The organism is Plantibacter sp. (genome assembly GCF_059073635.1).
Genome location: NZ_JCACOF010000001.1, coordinates 175,592 through 191,509, shown reverse-complemented (window position 1 = coordinate 191,509; position 15,918 = coordinate 175,592). Strand labels below are relative to the sequence as shown.

Sequence of the window (15,918 nt, the reverse complement as noted above, 5' to 3'; positions counted from 1 at the left end):
AAAGCGGCTCCGTGCACCTGCTCTCCGTCCTCAGCATGAAGAACCGCGCCTTGATCGCGCTCGTCACCATCGTGGCCGCCGTGTTCGGCGTCCTGGCGGTGGGCGGCCTCAAGCAGGAGCTCATCCCGTCGGTCCAGTTCCCGCAGCTCGCGATCATCACGAGCTACCCGGGTGCGGCACCCGAGGTCGTCAACGACGACGTCTCGACCCCGATCGAGACCGCGATCCAGGGCGTGCCCGGTATCGAGTCCACCTCGGCGACGTCGAGCACGAACTCGAGCCTCATCAGCGCGACCTTCACCTACGGCACGGACCTCGCCACCGCCGAGCAGAAGATCACCCAGGCGATCAACCGCATCAAGTCGACCCTGCCCGACACCGTCGACCCGCAGGTGGTCAGCGGCAGCATCGACGACCTCCCGGTCATCCAGATCGCCGTATCCGGCGCGGCCGACCAGGACTCCCTGGCCGAGGTGCTCTCGAGCTCCGTGGTCCCCGACATCAAGGACGTCGACGGCGTCCGCGACGCGGCGATCGTCGGCGAGGTGGGCAAACGGGTCACGATCACCCCCGACGACGCCAAACTGGCCCTCGCGGGGCAGACCAGCCGGGTCATCGGGACGACGCTGCAGCAGAACGGCTCCCTGCAGCCCGCGGGCGACATCACCGAAGGCGACAAGACGTTCTCCGTGCAGACGGGCACCAAGCTCACCTCGGTCGACGACATCGCCGCCCTGCCGATCACGGGCGCCTTCGCCGCCGACGGCTCCGTCCTGACCATCGGCGACGTCGCGACGGTCGCCCTGAGCGACGACCCGATCACGTCGATCTCGCGCGTCGACGGCGAGCCGGCGCTCACCATCGCCGTCACGAAACTGCCCGCGGCGAACACCGTCGAGGTCTCGCAGGGCGTGCGCGACATCCTTCCCGAGCTCGAGCGGACCATCGGCTCCGACGCCAAGCTCACCGTCGTCTTCGATCAGGCGCCCTACATCGAGCAGTCCATCGAGGCCCTGACGACGGAAGGCCTGCTCGGCCTCGTCTTCGCGGTGCTGATCATCCTCGTGTTCCTCCTCGACGTCCGGGCCACGCTGGTGACGGCGATCTCCATCCCGACGTCCGTGCTCATCACCTTCATCGGTCTCCAGGTCGCCGAGTACTCGCTCAACATCCTCACGCTGGGCGCGCTGACGATCGCCATCGGGCGCGTGGTCGACGACTCGATCGTGGTCATCGAGAACATCAAGCGACACCTCTCGTTCGGCGACAACCGCACGGGTGCACAGCGCGCCGGGTCGATCCTGAGCGCCGTCCAGGAGGTCGCGGGCGCGATCACCGCCTCGACCATCACCACGGTGGCCGTGTTCCTGCCCATCGCGTTCGTCGGCGACGTCACCGGAGAACTCTTCCGACCCTTCGCCCTCACCGTCACGATCGCGCTGCTCGCGTCGCTCCTCGTCGCGCTCACCATCGTGCCCGTGCTCGCCTACTGGTTCCTCCGCGCCCCGAAGGCCCAGCGCCTCGCAGCCGCAGCCGCAGCGGAGGAAGCGCCCTCCGACGCGACGAGCGGACCGGTCCGGAGCCGACGCGAGCGCCGGGTCAGCGTGCAGGACGAAGACGACCTCGAGAAGCCGTCACGGCTCCAGAAGGCCTACCTCCCGATCATCCACTGGACCCTCAAGCACTCGGTCACCACCCTGCTGCTCTCGGTGCTCGTGCTCGTCGGCACCTTCGCGCTGACGCCGTTCATGAAGACCAACTTCCTCGGTGACTCCGGCCAGAACACCCTCACGGTCACGCAGACCCTGCCGGTCGGCACGAGCCTCGACGCCCAGGACGCGGCGGCGAAGCAGGTCGAGACGAAGCTGCGCGACATCGACGGCATCGACACCGTCCAGCTCTCGATCGGGTCGAGCGGAAGCTCGTTGCGCGACGCGTTCTCGGGCGGCGGTGGCGGAGCCATCACCTACTCGATCACGACGAGCGAAGACGCCGACCAGACGGCACTCCAGAAGACGGTCCGCAAGGACCTGTCCGGGCTCGACGACGTCGGCGAGATCGAGGTCGCCGCGTCCGCGGGCTTCGGCGGGTCGAGCGACATCGAGATCGACATCACCTCCGCACGGCAGAGCGATCTCGCGAAGGCCGCCGACGCGATCCAGCAGGCCGTCACCGGCCTCGACGGCATCGACCAGGTCACGAGCAACCTCAGCGAATCGCGGCCCTACGTCCAGGTGGCCGTCGACCGCGACGCCGCCGCCGCAGCAGGGTTCAGCGAGGTCGCGCTCGGTGCGTACGTCTCGCAGCTCATGCAGCCGACGACGGTGGGATCCATCGTCATCGACGACACCACGCTCACCATCTACGTCGACGCCCAGGACCCGCCGACCACCGTCGACGCCCTCGCGGCGACGGAGGTCCCGACCGCCACCGGCCCGAGACGCCTCGACACCCTCGCGACGGTCTCGCAGGTCGACGGACCCGCGACGATCTCGACCGTCAAGGGGCTGCGCTCAGCCACGATCAGCGCGACTCCGGGCAGCGACAACCTCGGTACCGCCAGCGCCGAGGTGCAGACGGCGATCGACGACGTCAAGCTGCCCGCCGGCACCACGGCGACCCTCGGGGGTGTCACGGCATCGCAGAGCGACGCGTTCGGACAGCTGGGCCTCGCGCTCCTCGCCGCGATCCTCATCGTCTACGTCATCATGGTCGCGACGTTCCGTTCGCTGCGGCAGCCGCTCCTGCTGCTCGTGTCGGTACCGTTCGCCGCGACCGGCGCGATCGGGCTCCAGATCATCACCGGCGTGCCGCTCGGCGTCCCGTCGCTCATCGGCGTGCTGATGCTCATCGGTATCGTCGTGACGAACGCGATCGTGCTGGTCGACCTCGTGAACCAGTACCGGCGCCGCGGCATGACGGTGATCGAGGCCGTCGAGCACGGTGCCGCACGCAGGCTCCGCCCGATCCTCATGACGGCGCTCGCGACGATCTTCGCCCTCACCCCGATGGCACTCGGCATCACCGGACACGGTGGCTTCATCTCGCAGCCGCTCGCGATCGTCGTCATCGGCGGGCTCGTCTCCTCGACCATCCTGACGCTCGTCGTGCTCCCCACCCTCTACAACCTCGTCGAGGGGTTCCGGGAACGTCGCGAGCAGCGGCGGGCTGCAGCCGAGCCGAAGCCGACGCCACGCACGGTCGCCGCGATCGAGGGGCCGCGGGCCGCGACTGTCCCCGCTGAGGAGCCGGTCCTCGTCGGCGCCGGTGGCGGAAGCGCTGCAACCGCGCCGAGCGTGCCTGACGCATCCGTTCCGTCGGCCTCGGCGGACGTGGCTCCGGTGGACGCGGCTCCAGACGGCGCCGCTCCGGCTGACGCGGAACCGGCGGATGCGCGCACCCGAGCCGCCGGTCGTCTGCGCCGAGCTGAGCCGGCGGCTGGATCGACCGATGACGCGGCCCGGCTGTGCACGAAGCCCACGAAGCCCACGAGGTGCACGGGGCGCATGTGGCGACGGGTGACGAGCTGCCGCGCACCGAGGCGATCACCCTTCCCGACGCGGTCTCCGAAGGCCCTGCGGACGAGGTCGCTCATTCCGGCGAGCACGCAGCCCCTGCGGTGCAGCCTGAGCCGGAAGCGACGGCTGAGCCGGTCGCCGAGCCCGAGCCGATCCTGGAGACGGAGCCGGCCGGAGAGGCTGAGGCGGCGGAGAAGTCCGAGCTCCCTGCTGACTCCAGCCCGACGAGCGACACCCAGCCGACGCCTGACGCTGAGCCGAAGCCCGATGCCGACCCGGCACCCGGGACCGAGCCGTCTTCGGGCACCGAACGGCCGAAGCGCCGCCGCGCGCAGTGGCCGTGATCGACCACCTCCCGCTCGGTCGATGAGCTGAGGTTCGAGCCCTTCGACACGAAGCCCTCGGGAACGCCGTCACCGGCGCCCGAGGGCTTCGTCGTGTGACGCCCGACTCAGCGGAGATCGCCGACCGCGCCGGTGACCGCCCGCACGACCTCGCCCGACTGCACCAGCGCGGTGACCGCCTCGATCTCGGGGGAGAGGAACCGGTCGGGTCCGGGACCCGTGACCTGCTCACGCACCCGGCGGAGCACCGCCCCGGTGCCGACGGCCGGCTCGAGCGGGCTGCGCAGGTCGAGGCCACGGGCCGCCGTCATGACCTCGATCGCCAGCACGCGGCCGAGACCGTCGATCGCCCGACGGAGCTTCCGCGCCGCCGCCCAACCCATCGAGACGTGGTCCTCCTGCATCGCGGAGGACGGGATCGAGTCGACGGACGCCGGGTGCGCCAGCCGTTTCAGTTCACTCACGATGCCGGCCGCCGTGTACTGGGCGATCATGAGGCCCGAGTCGACACCCACCTCGTGCGCGAGGAACGGCGGGAGGCCGTTGCTCCGGCTCCGGTCCAGGAAGCGGTCGGTGCGGCGCTCCGACATGGACGCGACATCGGCGACGGCGATCGCGAGGAAGTCGAGCACGTAGGCGACCGGGGCGCCGTGGAAGTTCCCGTTCGACTCGACCCGCCCGTCCGGCGTGAGCACCGGGTTGTCGACGGCACTCGCGAGCTCCCGCTCGGCGACCATCGCGGCGTGGTCGACGGTGTCCCTGGCTGCACCGTGCACCTGCGGGGCGCAGCGCAGTGAGTAGGCGTCCTGCACCCGGGTGCATTCAGGGCCCCGGTGGCTCGCGACGATCGGGGAGCCCTCCAGCAGCAACCGCAGGTTCGCGGCGCTCTCGGCCTGACCCGCCTGCGGGCGCAGGGCCTGCAGGTCTGCGGCGAACACGGCGTCCGTGCCGAGCAGGCCCTCGACGCTCATCGCCGCGGCGACGTCGGCGGTGCGCAAGAGCATCCGCAGGTCGTCCACGGCGAGCGCGAGCATCCCCAGCATGCCGTCGGTGCCGTTGATGAGGGCGAGCCCCTCCTTCTCGGCGAGCTGTACCGGCTGGAGGCCGGCGTCCGCGAGCGCCTCCGCAGCGGAGCGCGTGCGCCCGGACGCATCGGTCACCTCGCCCTCGCCCATCACCGCCAGCGCGCAGTGCGCGAGGGGCGCGAGGTCGCCGGAGCAGCCGAGCGACCCGTACTCGCGCACGACCGGGGTGATGTCGGCGTTCAGCATCGCCGCGTAGGCGCGGACCGTCTCCACCCGCACCCCGGTGCGGCCCGTCATGAGCGTCGAGAGGCGCAGCGTCATGAGGGAACGCACGACCTCCCGCTCGACGACCTCGCCGCTGCCGGCGGCGTGCGAGCGGACGAGACTCGCCTGCAACTGCGCGCGGCGCGTCGGCTCGATGAACGTGGTCGCGAGCGCACCGAACCCGGTCGAGATCCCGTAGTGGGGCTCGGGGTCGGAGGCGAGCGCCTCGATGATCCGACGGGATGCGGCGACACCGTCGAGGGCCTCGCCGTCGAGGTCGATCCGTGCGCCGTGCCGGGCGACGGCGACGACCTCGTCGATCGACAGCGGCCCGGCGCCGAGGGAGACCGAGGTCGGGCCGGCGGGTTGGGGATACGAGCGACCGGAGGTCGTCGGGTCGCTGGTGGTCGGGGTCGCGCCGGGCTGGATGTCCATGTTCCGATGGAACACCCGGGCGCCCACCGCGGCGGTGCGCGTAGAGTCGTCCGTGTCTGGGATGACAGACATGGACGACCAGGCGGCCGCGTCCGAGCCGCGGAGACGAGGTCAACGGTGAGTCAGGTCCCGGCAGCCGACGCCACCCTGCGCGTGCTGAGCCATCTCGCCGGCGCCCGCGGCCCGCTTCCGGCCGCGGCCATCGCCTCGGCACTCGACCTGCCGAGATCGACGGTCTACCACCTCCTCAGCGTGCTGCAGGAGCACGGCTTCGTGGTCCACCTGCCCGAAGCCCGTCGCTACGGGCTCGGGGTCGCCGCCTTCGAACTCTCCGGTGGGTACGCGCGCCAGGAGCCGCTCAGCATGCTCGGGCGCCCGTTGCTCGCCGAGCTGGTCGACCGGGTGGGTGAGAGCGCGCATCTCGCCGTGCTGCACGGCCGGGACGTGCTCTACATCGTGGATGAGCGGGCACCGCGTCGGCCGCACCTCGTCACCGACGTCGGTGTGCGCCTCCCGGCTCACCTGACCGCCAGCGGCTGCGCGATCCTCGCCGCGCTCCCGGCCGGCCAGCTGCGCGCCCTGTTCCCCGACCAGGCGGCGTTCGTCGACCGCACCGGCCACGGGCCGAAGCGGTACCGCGAGCTGCGACAGCTGCTCGCCCAGACGACGCAGGACGGGTATGCGCGCGAGGCGGGCGGGGTGACGCTCGGCCTCGCGAGTGTCGGGGTGGTCGTCCGTGACCACACGGGCTGGCCGGCGGCGGCGATCGCGGTCACCTACGACGCCGATACCGGGCTCGACCCGGCGTGGTTGGCCCGCGAGATCCACCCGGCGGCGGCCGAGCTGTCGCGCCGGATCCGGGGTCGCTGAGCGCGCGGCGGAGCGGGCGGGCGGTGCGGCGGCTCCGGAACCGTGGTCAGGCGACCGAGCGCAGGATGAGCTCGAGCAGTGCGGTCGCATACGCGTCGGGCGCCGTCGCGGCGCTGAACCGTCGCAGTTCGCCGCCAAGCTCGACCACGACGGTGTACGCCTCGGCGTCGCCCAACGACAGGAGGACGTCGAGTTCGTCGTCGAGCGTCGGCTCGCCGTCGGTCGGCGCAGCCGGGGACACCGCGCGTTCGAGCGACCGGAACGAGCCGCGCAGCAGAGCGCGCAGCTGGTGCTCCGACGGCAGCCAGAGCGTCTCCTCCTGGTCGACGGAGTCCAACGCCCACTCGGTCGTGCCGTTGAAGCCGAAGCTGCGGCCACCCGGGTGCTCGTGCACCTCGACGGTCATCTCGCTCACCGTGAACACGTCGCCGGCGAGCTCGCCGCCGTCGATGGTGAAGCGGTCGCCGGGTTCGGGGGTCCAGCGCAGGCCGGCGGTGCGGAGCGCTCGGGCGAGGTCAGCGGAGATCATCAGTCCAGTATCGCCGACCACCGTGCGATGCGGCTGGCAACCCCTCGATTCGGACGGAACCCTGTGCGAGGGTGGATGAACTCTTCGAAGGGTCCGATGATGCCCGCACCTGATGATGGCCTATCCGGTCGGTTCCCTGCGCGCGGCCGCGTGACCACACGACGGTTCGAGGGTGCGACCGGGATGCAGGAGGCGTCGGGCGCGCTGCGATTCGTGGACGTGGACCCCGACCGGTTCTCGATGACCGTCGACTCGGTCGTGCTCGGCGAGTACGTCCTCCATCGCAACACGGTCGGGCCCGGGACGTTCGACGTCCTCGCCGACGCCTACGGGCTCGATGAGCCGGTCGCGACGATCGTGATGCTCATCGAGGGTGCGGCCAGCCTGGTCCACGGACGACAGCAACTCGACCTGCTCCCCGGGACCGGAACGCTCACGGAGGGCGCCGAGACGTATCGGACGACGATCCACGACCACGCGACCTATCTGTACGTGTTCGTGCCGATGCGTGCGCTCCGCCGCCTCGGCATCGCCCCGACGAGCGCCCTCGGCCCCTTGGCGCCGTCGCCCCTGTTGCGGGGGAGCGCCGCGTTCCTCGTGGAGGTCATCTCCGCGTTCGAACCGATCGGCGGCGCCGCACAGCTCAGACTCTGCCGCGTGATCGACACGATGCTCGCGACGCTCTACGCGGAGAACGACCTCTTCCGGGCCGAGGGTGAGGCCGGCCGGGTTCCGCTCCGGCTCCGGATCATCGAGCACATCGCCGCGTCCTTCGCCGAGCGGGAGCTGCGACCGGAGACGCTGGCGCGTCGCTTCAACATGTCGACCAGGTCCCTGCAACGGGTGTTCGAAGGCTCGGGCACGAGCGCCGCCGGCGAGATCGCCGAGCGGCGGGTGCAGCTCGCGCTCGCCCTCCTCTCGGACCCCGACCACCGGGGCCTGTCGATCGCCGAGGTCGCGGCCCGCTGCGGCTACCACTCGCAGGCGCACCTCCGTCGAGCGGTCGTCGCGCACACCGGTCTCAGCCCGAGCCAGTTCCGAGAGCAGACCAAGGCGGAGGACGCCTGAGGTCGCAGCGCCGTCCGAGTGCGCCGGATCAGGCTGCGGTGCGCCCGCTTCGTCGCGGAGCCGTCAACCAGGGCCGCAGCAGCCTCGTGACGAGTGGCAGGAGCCAGTAGGTCATGATCGGCGTCAGGATGAGCGTCGAGATGAGCACATGGAGGAACACGCCGAGCGGTTCCCAACCGGGCACGAGCGCCGTGACGAGGAGGGTGAAGACGAGGTTGAGCGGGAAGAAGCCCAACCAGATGCTCACCGCCTGCTTCCAGCGCGGCGGTGCCGGTGGGATCGGATCCGGGTCGCCGGAGAGCTCGGCCTCCTCGACGCGGAGGATGCCGTCGGGTGCGTCGAACCACCCCTCGATCCCGCTGCGCCGTTCGACGCGGGACTGCTCCATGAACTCGCGGCCGCTCGAGAGCCACCAGGCGCGTTCCTTCGACTCCTCCCAGTCGGTGAGCGTCTGTTCGTCCGCGAAGCGGTAGAGCATGTACCAGACGTCGCTCTCGGCGCCGGCGCGCACCCAGCCGGAGCCGAGGAAGCCGGGGTATCGGTTCGCCAGGTTGATGCCCGCCTGGACCCAGATGGTGGCCTCGGAGATCGACGCCGGGTTGACGCGTCGCTCGATCGAGACGGTGATGGGATCGTGTTCCATGCGCCCAGTAGACCGCACTCGTGTTTCGATCTCGTGTCCCGCTGTGGCCCCCGTAGAGTCGAGGCATGGCGACTCCTGACTTCGTACTGGCCCTCCGCGAGCGGATCGGGCACGCGCCCCTCTGGTTGACGGGGGTGACCGCCGTCGTCCTGCGCGGTCTCGGGACGCCCGAGGCGGAGGTCCTGCTCGTCCGGCGACAGGACAACGGGGCGTGGACGCCGGTCACCGGCATCATCGACCCGGGCGAGGAGCCCGCGGTCGCGGCGGAGCGCGAGGTCCTCGAGGAGGCGGCCGTGGTCGCCGTCGCCGAGCGTCTCGCCCAGGTGCAGGTGCTCCCGCAGAACGTCTACGACAACGGCGACATCACGCAGTACATCGACCTCGTGTTCCGATGCCGCTACGAGTCGGGCGAGCCGTATCCGGCGGACGGCGAGAACTCCGAGGCGCGGTGGTTCCCGCTCGATGCCCTGCCCGAGCAGGTCTCGCAGAACTTCCGCACCCGGATAGCGCTCGCCGCCTCCGACGAGCGCGAGGCCCGCTTCACCCGCTGACGTCCCTCCACCTGCCCGCGAACTGTCACTTGAGGCTAGTTCCGGGGCCCGTGACTAGCGTTTGGTGACAGTTCGCGGGCTGGAGGGGGTGGCGGTGGCTGCGGCGATGGCGTCGGCGGCTCGGACGAGGGTGAGGTGCGAGAGCGCCTGCGGGGTGTTGCCGACCTGCCGCGCCTGCTGCACGTCGTACTCCTCGGACAGCAGGCCGAGGTCGTTGCGGAAGGACAGCAGCCGGTCCATCAGCTCGCGGGCGTCGTCGAGTCGGCCCGAGGCCGCGTACTGCTGCACGAGCCAGAACGAGCACGCGAGGAACGGGTGCTCGTCGCCCGGCAGACCGTCGACCCCGCTCGTCGTGCGGTAGCGCAGGAGCAGACCGTCCTGGAGGAGGTCCTCCTCGATCGCGGCCACCGTCGCGAGCATGCGCGGGTCGTCGGGCGCCACGTAGCCGATCTGCGCGAGGACGAGCAGCGACGCGTCGACCTCGGTCGTCCCGGCGTGCTGGACGTAGCACCCGCGTGCATGGTCGACGTTCTCGCGCTCGATCGTCTCGCGGAGGGTCTCGCGCAGGGCCTCCCAACGTTCGACGGGCCCGTCCATGCCGTGCTCGCGAACCGCTCGGACGCCGCGGTCGAGCGCCGCCCAGATCATGGCGCGCGAGTGGGTGAAGTGCTGCTCGTCGCCCCGCACCTCCCAGATGCCGCGGTCGGGGCGGTTCCAGTGCTCCTCGAGGACGCCGAGCAGCGCGCGCTGGAGGCTCCACGAGAAGTCGTCGTCCGCGAGACCGACCGAGCGCGCCTCGTCGAGGGCGATCATCACGGACCCGAAGACGTCGCCCTGGTACTGCGTGTAGGCGCCGTTGCCGACGCGCACGGGGGCGGCACCGAGGTAGCCGGGGAGGCTGTCGAGCTCCTCCTCCACGAGGTGGCGTTCGCCGGCGAGGCCGTACATGATCTGCAGGTCGTTCGGGTCACCGGCTATCGCCCGGAGGAGCCACCTGCGCCAGTCGTGCGCCTCCTCGGTGAAGCCGTGCTGCATGAGGGCTTCGAGGGTCAGCGAGGCGTCGCGCAACCAGACGTAGCGGTAGTCCCAGTTGCGGACGCCCCCGAACGACTCCGGCAGGCTCGTGGTCGCGGCGGCGACGATGCCCCCGGTGTCCTCGTGCGTGAGGGCGCGGAGGACGAGTAGCGACCGCACGACCGCCTCCTCGTACTCGTCGGCGGGATCGCAGCGGGACGCCCAGTCGCGCCACCAGGCGATCGTGTGGTCGATGCGCGGGCCGACGTCGACCGGGTCCGGCACCTCGCGGTGCGAGGGGTACCAGGTGAGGGTGAGGTCGACGGTGTCGCCCGCGGAGACCTCGACGGTCGCCGAGTGGGCGTGATCGGACGCCGTCAGGTGCACGCCCCGGACCACGACGGCGTCGGGGCCGGCGACGGCGACGATCCCGGATCCGTCCGGGAGCTGCCGCACCCACGGGATCGCGTCGGCGTACCCGAAGCGGAGGCGAACCTCGACGTCGACCGCGACGGTGCCGCTGAGCCCCTCGATCCGGCGGACCACATCCGCCCGGCGGTCGCCGTGGGGCATGAGGTCGGTCACACGCACCTGGCCGTCGGGGGTCGTCCAGACGGTCTCGAGGACGAAGGTGTCGTCGAGGTAGGCGCGGCTCGCCGTCGCCCGAGCATCGGCAGGCCGGACCGTCCAGCATCCGTGGTCCTCGGTGCCGAGCAGCGCACCGAACATCGACGGCGAGTCGAACCGGGGGAGGCACAGCCAGTCGATGCTGCCCTCCGACGAGACGAGCGCGGCGGTGTGGCAATCACCGATGAGGGCGTAATCCTCGATGGGGCTGGGCATGCACCCATGCTGCCACGCCGCCGCGCGCCTGCCTGGGAGTGATGCTCCGTGACTTCTCAGGGTGGATCGGGTAACGTAGGTGAGTCGGCTCTAGACACCGCGTTTGTACCGCGGAGGGTTATGTCAGTCTGGTGGGCCGGTTTCGTCGGAGAGAACTCCGCGAACACACACATGATGTGGACGGCCCCGGCCAGTGATCGCCCGGGTATGAGCATGCCGCAGCGCAGCCGAGGTTTCGGATGGCGCTGTGTGAGTCATGCAGGTTGTTCATGCGAACGAGTTATAACCCGGAAAGCATTTCTCCATGCCCAAGAACAACACCCCCGCCGGCAAACGCCCGGCCAAGAACTTCGACCCCAAGTCCAAGTACGGCGAGAACAAGCGGCCCTTCGGTTCGCGTCCCGGCGCGAAGTCCGGCAGCAAGAGCGAAGGCCACCGCGGCTACCGTCCCGACGCCGGTGGAGCGCCGCAGAAGTCTCGCTGGAACGCAGACGAGCGTGCCGAGCGCGCCGCCCGCTTCGAGTCGGAGGAGCGCGGCGACCGCGCACCCCGCGGCGACCGCAACGAGCGTCCTGCCTACAACCGTGGTGGCGACCGCAATGAGCGTCCCGCGTACAACCGTGGTGGCGACCGCAACGAGCGTCCCGCGTACAACCGTGGTGGCGACCGCAACGAGCGCCCCGCCTACAACCGTGGTGAGCGGACTGAGCGTCCTTCGTACGGCGACCGCAACGAGCGTCCTGCGTACAACCGCGGTGGCGACCGGAACGAGCGTCCTGCGTACAACCGTGGTGAGCGGTCCGAGCGTCCGTCGTACGGTGACCGCAATGAGCGCCCGTCGTACAACCGCGGTGGCGACCGGAACGAGCGTCCTGCGTACAACCGTGGTGAGCGGTCCGAGCGTCCGTCGTACGGTGACCGGAACGAGCGCCCGTCGTACAACCGCGGCGAGCGGACCGAGCGTCCCTCCTACGGTGACCGGAACGAGCGTCCTGCCTACAACCGTGGTGAGCGGTCCGAGCGTCCCTCGTACGGCGACCGGAACGACCGTCCCGCGTACAACCGTGGTGGCGACCGCAACGAGCGTCCGGCCTACAACCGGGGTGAGCGCACGGAGCGTCCCTCGTACGGTGACCGCACCGAGCGTCCCGCGTACAACCGTGGCGAGCGGACCGAGCGTCCCTCGTACGGTGACCGCACCGAGCGTCCCGCGTACAACCGTGGCGAGCGGACCGAGCGTCCCTCCTACGGTGACCGCCCGGCCCGTCAGGGTGACCCGCGTCAGGCGAACCGCACCGACCGCCCCGCGCGTTCCTACGACGACCGTCCGAAGCGTTCCTTCGAGGAGCGTCCGGCGCGTTCGTACGACGACCGCCCCAAGCGGTCCTTCGACGACCGCCCGAAGCGCTCCTTCGACGACCGCGGCGCGTCCGACGCCGGCCGTGGCAGCGACTACTACCCGAAGCGCGACGCCGGCTCCTACACGCCCCAGGACGACGTGGTGCTCGAGCGCCTCGAGGCCGACGCGATCCAGGCCGGCGACGTCGAGGGTGTGACCTTCGAGAGCCTCGGCCTCGGCGGCAACATCGTCCGTGCGCTCGCCGAGCTCGGCGCCGACAGCCCGTTCCCGATCCAGGCGGCGACCATCCCGGACGTCATCGCGGGCCGCGACGTACTCGGCCGTGGCCGCACCGGCTCCGGGAAGACCATCGCCTTCGGTGCCCCGCTCGTCGAGAAGCTCATGGAGAACGGTGGCGGCAAGAACCGCAAGCCGGGTCGCAAGCCCCGCGCCCTCATCCTCGCCCCGACGCGTGAGCTCGCCCTGCAGATCGACCGCACCGTGCAGCCCATCGCGCGCGCCGTCGGCCTCTTCACCACGCAGATCTACGGCGGTGTCCCGCAGGGTCGCCAGGTCGGCGCACTGCAGCGCGGCGTCGACATCATCGTCGGTACGCCCGGTCGCATCGAGGACCTCATCGAGCAGGGTCGCCTCGACCTCTCGCAGGTCACGGTGACCGTCCTCGACGAGGCCGACCACATGTGCGACCTCGGCTTCCTCGAGCCCGTGCAGCGCATCCTGCGTCGCACCGCGCCCGACGGCCAGAAGCTCCTCTTCTCCGCCACCCTCGACAAGGGTGTCGCAGCCCTCGTCAACGAGTTCCTCCCGAACCCGTCGGTGCACGAGGTCGCCGGTGAGGACCAGGCGTCCTCCACGATCGACCACCGCGTGCTGGTGGTGGAGCACAAGGGCAAGGACCGCCTCATCGAGGAGCTCGTCAACCGCACCGAGAAGACCCTCGTGTTCGCCCGCACCCGGGCGTACGCCGAGCGTCTCGCGGAGCAGCTCGGCATGGCGGGCATCCCCGCCGTCTCGCTCCACGGCGACCTCAACCAGGCGCGCCGCACGCGCAACCTGGAGAAGCTCACCTCGGGTCGGGTCAACGTGCTCGTCGCCACCGACGTCGCCGCCCGCGGCATCCACGTCGACGACATCACGCTCGTCGTGCAGGCCGACGCCCCGGACGAGTACAAGACGTACCTGCACCGTGCCGGCCGCACCGGCCGTGCCGGCAAGATCGGTCGCGTCGTCACGATCATCCCCAAGGCCCGTCGCCGCCGGATGACCGAACTGCTCGACCGCGCTGAGATCGAGGCCGCGTTCGACGACGCCGCCCCCGGCGACCAGCTCGTCGAGGACATCGCCACCGCGTAGTCCGCACCGCATCAGGAACGCCCGCCGAGCTCACGCTCGGCGGGCGTTCTCGCGTGTCAGGGGGTGAGGGCCGCGCGTTCGTCGTCGCGCGGCGCGAGGACGACGGCGTCGTCGACCCCGTCGAAGGTCCGGACCGGGCGCGTGGCGTCCCAACGCTGCCAGCCCGGGTCGCCCGCCTTCGCGAACGCGACCCAGGCGTCGTGCATCGCGGTCGCGAGCGACTGCGGCGCCGAGGGGCCCGCCATCCGGACGGCCTCCGGCGAGTCGAGGTGGTCGAACACGAAGCCGATCTCCATCGCGTGGGCGGCTCCGAGGGCACCGTGCCCGTCCTCGCCGACGGGGCTCCGCCAAGCGAACTCGTACACCCACGTGTCCGCACCCGCGGCTGCACGCGCGTCGGCGACCCGGTTGAGTGGCACGCGCAACAGGACGTCCGTCGCCATCGCACCGAGGATCTCCCCGGTCGAGGCCTTCGGACGGTTCCGTCGGAAGGTGCGGACCGTCGCCGCGGGGATCCCGAGCTTGAGGCGTGCCGCGAGCAGATGGACGCGTTTGATCGTCGGGAGGAGTCCCGTCGGAACGAACCACAGTCGGTACTCCTCCGTCGTGCTGCCGATGAGGACGGGGATGCCGGCCGCCCGTCCGGCGAGCAACGCGTCGAACGGACTGTCCGGTACGAGTGGTGCGGCCGTCGCGACCGCGAAGCCGGCGCCGCCGTTCAGCGGGTTGCCGCCCGCCATGGCCCGCTCCTGCGCGGCCACGAGCCCCTCCGGTGGAACACGTCGGAAGCCTGCTCGGGTGGTGGCGACCCCCAGATCCTTCGCCATGAGCTTCGAGATGCGGCCCGCCCGCTCGCGCGTCTGCGCCTCCAGCGGCCCGCTCTGGATGATCGCCCGCCGCATCACGGCTGGAGCGTCCGGGTGGGTGAGGAGCGTCGCCACCGAGGCGCCGCCCGCGGACTCGCCGAACACGGTGACGTTGTCGGGGTCGCCGCCGAACCGGGCGATCTCGTCCTGGACCCAGGTCAGGGCCGCCAGTTGGTCGGCGATGCCGAGGTTCAGCGGGACGTCGTCGAGCACCGAGAACCCCTCGGACCCGAGACGGTAGTTGACGGAGACGAGGACGACGCCGTCGCGAGCGAATGCGGTGCCGTCGTAGGCGTCGAGCGCGTTGGAGCCGTGGACGAACGAGCCTCCGTGGATCCAGACCATCACCGGGCGCAGGGCGGTCGACGGCTCGGTCGGTGTCCACACGTTGACGTTGAGGATCTCGTTCCCCGGCACGGTCACCGTGGAGAGGAGGTCGCCGACCGCGCCGGCATACGGGGCCTGCGGTGCGGTGGCGCCGGGCCGGGTCGCGTCGCGCGGCTCGTCCCAGGGCTCGACCGGCTGGGGGAGGCGGAACCGGTCGTCGCCGAACGGCGCCGCCGCATACGGGATGCCGAGGAAGCTGGAGACACCGCCTGCGCTGCGTCCGGTGACCGGGCCGCTGCCGGTGTCGACGGTGATCGGCGTGGGGCTGGTCGTCCGACCGGGTGTCGTCGTCGGCCGGTTCCAGCCCAGGGTCGATGCTCATACGCGTCCGTTCGTCGATGCTCGGGTGACCAACTGTATCGACGGCGGTCGTACGCGTGCCTGTGCATCGGACGGGAGACGGGTGCGGAAGACTGGAACGATGCAGATCCGTCCGTTCACCCCAGCCGACACCGACGCCGTCATCGCCCTCTGGCAGCACCGTCGGGCTCACCCGACCGTGGAACGACCCGGCGAAGGACATCGAGCGCAAGTCGACGACGCAGCCCGAGCTGTTCCTCGTCGCGGTGGATGCCGACGGTGCCGTCGTCGGCACCGCGATGGTGGGGTACGACGGCCACCGCGGATGGGTGCACTACCTGGCCGTGTCGCCGGCCCAGCAGGGTGGTGGACTCGGTCGGGGGCTCATGGCCGAGGCCGAGCGCCTGCTCATCGGACTCGGGTGCCCGAAGATCAACCTCATGGTCCGGACGGGCAACGACCGGGTGATCGGGTTCTACGAGGCGCTCGGGTACGGCACCGACGAGGTCGCGCTGCTCAGCAAGCGGCTCATCCCCGACGCCTGAGGC

At 70.9% G+C, this 15,918-nt stretch carries 11 protein-coding genes; 6 read left to right on the top strand and 5 right to left on the bottom strand.

Annotated features, from left to right (window positions below; all coding sequences use genetic code 11):
• The first annotated feature begins 11 nt into the window (after nucleotides 1-11).
• Nucleotides 12-3,893 (top strand): efflux RND transporter permease subunit, encoded by a 3,882-nt coding sequence (locus tag AC5JOC_RS00860; RefSeq protein ID WP_494244876.1) that lies wholly within the window; start codon nucleotides 12-14, stop codon nucleotides 3,891-3,893.
• Between the two features lie 76 nt (nucleotides 3,894-3,969).
• Here the strand turns inward: AC5JOC_RS00860 and hutH are convergent, their stop codons facing one another.
• Complete coding sequence (gene hutH / locus AC5JOC_RS00855) at nucleotides 3,970-5,586, bottom strand: histidine ammonia-lyase (RefSeq protein WP_494244874.1); 1,617 nt, start codon at nucleotides 5,584-5,586, stop codon at nucleotides 3,970-3,972.
• Nucleotides 5,587-5,703: 117 nt separating this feature from the next.
• Here hutH and AC5JOC_RS00850 point away from each other — a divergent pair, with 117 nt between their 5' ends.
• Nucleotides 5,704-6,456, top strand: a complete 753-nt coding sequence (locus AC5JOC_RS00850; RefSeq protein ID WP_124768687.1) for an IclR family transcriptional regulator — start codon at nucleotides 5,704-5,706, stop codon at nucleotides 6,454-6,456.
• 46 nt (nucleotides 6,457-6,502) lie between these two features.
• Here AC5JOC_RS00850 and AC5JOC_RS00845 read toward each other — a convergent pair whose 3' ends face one another.
• Complete coding sequence (locus tag AC5JOC_RS00845) at nucleotides 6,503-6,985, bottom strand: hypothetical protein (protein ID WP_064294230.1); 483 nt, start codon at nucleotides 6,983-6,985, stop codon at nucleotides 6,503-6,505.
• Nucleotides 6,986-7,135: 150 nt separating this feature from the next.
• Here AC5JOC_RS00845 and AC5JOC_RS00840 point away from each other — a divergent pair, with 150 nt between their 5' ends.
• Nucleotides 7,136-8,053, top strand: a complete 918-nt coding sequence (locus AC5JOC_RS00840) for an AraC family transcriptional regulator (RefSeq protein ID WP_159877742.1) — start codon at nucleotides 7,136-7,138, stop codon at nucleotides 8,051-8,053.
• 28 nt (nucleotides 8,054-8,081) lie between these two features.
• On the opposite strand, the gene AC5JOC_RS00835 is transcribed toward AC5JOC_RS00840, so the two are convergent.
• A complete protein-coding gene (locus tag AC5JOC_RS00835; RefSeq protein WP_137242301.1) occupies nucleotides 8,082-8,696 on the bottom strand; it encodes a putative antibiotic biosynthesis monooxygenase in 615 nt (204 codons plus the stop codon).
• A gap of 65 nt (nucleotides 8,697-8,761) precedes the next feature.
• Here AC5JOC_RS00835 and AC5JOC_RS00830 point away from each other — a divergent pair, with 65 nt between their 5' ends.
• Nucleotides 8,762-9,247, top strand: coding sequence for an NUDIX hydrolase (locus tag AC5JOC_RS00830; protein WP_071262396.1), 486 nt, complete (start codon nucleotides 8,762-8,764; stop codon nucleotides 9,245-9,247).
• Nucleotides 9,248-9,301: 54 nt separating this feature from the next.
• On the opposite strand, the gene AC5JOC_RS00825 is transcribed toward AC5JOC_RS00830, so the two are convergent.
• Nucleotides 9,302-11,164, bottom strand: coding sequence for a glycoside hydrolase family 15 protein (locus AC5JOC_RS00825; RefSeq protein ID WP_494245159.1), 1,863 nt, complete (start codon nucleotides 11,162-11,164; stop codon nucleotides 9,302-9,304).
• 244 nt (nucleotides 11,165-11,408) lie between these two features.
• Between AC5JOC_RS00825 and AC5JOC_RS00820 the strand changes: the two genes are divergently transcribed.
• The gene (locus tag AC5JOC_RS00820) at nucleotides 11,409-13,817 is read left to right on the top strand and encodes a DEAD/DEAH box helicase (protein ID WP_494244871.1); all 2,409 of its coding nucleotides are present in this window, start codon (nucleotides 11,409-11,411) and stop codon (nucleotides 13,815-13,817) included.
• Between the two features lie 56 nt (nucleotides 13,818-13,873).
• On the opposite strand, the gene AC5JOC_RS00815 is transcribed toward AC5JOC_RS00820, so the two are convergent.
• A complete protein-coding gene (locus AC5JOC_RS00815; RefSeq protein ID WP_494245158.1) occupies nucleotides 13,874-15,325 on the bottom strand; it encodes a carboxylesterase/lipase family protein in 1,452 nt (483 codons plus the stop codon).
• Between the two features lie 122 nt (nucleotides 15,326-15,447).
• On the opposite strand from AC5JOC_RS00815, the gene AC5JOC_RS00810 reads away from it, so the two are divergent.
• A complete protein-coding gene (locus tag AC5JOC_RS00810; RefSeq protein ID WP_494244870.1) occupies nucleotides 15,448-15,915 on the top strand; it encodes a GNAT family acetyltransferase in 468 nt (155 codons plus the stop codon).
• Nucleotides 15,916-15,918: the final 3 nt, after the last annotated feature.

Coding starts and splice junctions, on each gene's coding strand:
- hutH (WP_494244874.1), bottom strand. CDS start 5,586: ATGGACATCCAGCCCGGCGCGACCCCGACCACCAGCGACCCGACGACC.
- AC5JOC_RS00845 (WP_064294230.1), bottom strand. CDS start 6,985: ATGATCTCCGCTGACCTCGCCCGAGCGCTCCGCACCGCCGGCCTGCGC.
- AC5JOC_RS00835 (WP_137242301.1), bottom strand. CDS start 8,696: ATGGAACACGATCCCATCACCGTCTCGATCGAGCGACGCGTCAACCCG.
- AC5JOC_RS00830 (WP_071262396.1), top strand. CDS start 8,762: ATGGCGACTCCTGACTTCGTACTGGCCCTCCGCGAGCGGATCGGGCAC.
- AC5JOC_RS00820 (WP_494244871.1), top strand. CDS start 11,409: ATGCCCAAGAACAACACCCCCGCCGGCAAACGCCCGGCCAAGAACTTC.